1 protein-coding gene is annotated in these 1,439 nt (G+C 54.2%); it reads right to left on the reverse strand.

Annotated features, from left to right (window positions below):
• Nucleotides 1-179: 179 nt before the first annotated feature.
• Nucleotides 180-1,369 (reverse strand): IS3 family transposase gene (locus AS26_RS13535; protein ID WP_217997441.1). Its coding sequence is split into 2 segments (ribosomal slippage): nt 180-1,123 and nt 1,123-1,369, totalling 1,191 coding nucleotides; the frame shifts between segments, so codons are not numbered across the junction.
• Between the last annotated feature and the right edge of the window lie 70 nt (nt 1,370-1,439).

Raw genomic sequence — 1,439 nt, forward strand, 5'->3', positions numbered from 1 at the left:
GGTATTGAGTCAATACAATGGACACATCAAAATCGAGAAGGTGCAAGATTTCCTGCTCGATGTGCTGCCTGGGCCGTGCTTGACATGGAGCCTCTGCGGGCATCATGTCGCGTTTGGCCGCAACCGAGCCACGCTCGCCTTTGGAAGACTGGCGAGGCTATCATACTCGCCTCTCCACGTCAAGCACTCACTTGGCAATCTGCACCGGCACCTTTCAACTGCGCCTCGAAGTATTGACGCTCGACGTCATCGGGCGTCCGGTACCCAACTGCGCTGTGGATCCGTTGTCGGTTGTACCAGATTTCGATGTACTCGAAGATCCGTCGGATCGCCTCAGCCCGCGTCCGAAATCTCTCGGGGTACACGAGTTCTCGCTTGAGCACGCTGTGGAATGATTCCATACAAGCATTGTCGTAACAATTCCCTTTCCGACTCATGCTTACCGTCATCCCATAGGCTATGAGCCGGTTCTGGTACGCTTGCGACGCGTACTGGCTTCCACGATCCGAATGGTGAAGAACAACGCCGTCGCGTTGCAGCCTGTGTTTTTGCGCTTGTTCCAACGCGCGGATGCAGAGCTCTTTCGACATCCGCGCACCTGCGCTCCAACCCACAATCTTACGGCTGTATAGATCCTCAACGCTGGCAAGATACACCCAGCCTTCATCCGTGGGGATGTACGTGATATCTGCCATATAGACCTGTCCTGGTCGTTCTGCTACAAAACGCCGATTGAGGACGTTCTCATGCACGGGATGACGATGCTTCGAATCGGTTGTCGCTTTGTACTTGCGTACGGTACGATTCCGAAGCCCGTGCTCTCGCATGAGACGTGCGACCGTCTTTTGTGCAATCCGTTCCCCGTCCCGACGCAGGAGCGCTGTGATCTTTGGACTCCCGTACAGTCGACGAGATTGCAGGAATAGCTCATGAATGCGACGGATCCGCCGTTTCCTGCGCTTGGAGCGAAGGCTTTCGGGCCGCCCGCGCCATGCGTAGTAGCCGCTCCGAGATACACCGAGGACTTTGCACATCTTCTGAGCCGGAAATTCGGAGCGGTGCTTGTGGATCCAGGCATACACTATTTCCGGTCGTTGGTGAAGATGCGCATGGCTTTTTTTAGGATCTCATTCTCCTCTCGCAATTGGCGATTTTCCCGCTCCAGCTCTCGTATCGCTTTCGCTTCCGGTCTTAGGTTCCCACTTCCTACGAATGGGGTTTCCGGATCTTCACGATACTTCGCCATCCACCCATACAAAGTCTTCACGGATATCCCGAGATCGCGTGCGATCTCGCTTGCTGGCTTGTGGCCTTCTAAAGCGAGTTGAACAGCATGGAGCTTAAAGTCGTTGTCGTACTTTTGTGTCACGTGGCTCACCTCGAATCGACTTATTCTTACATTCTCGATTCGCTGTGTCCACTGTTTTAACCTAACACCA

This window comes from Alicyclobacillus sendaiensis NBRC 100866 (assembly GCF_001552675.1).
GTDB lineage: Bacteria > Bacillota > Bacilli > Alicyclobacillales > Alicyclobacillaceae > Alicyclobacillus > Alicyclobacillus sendaiensis.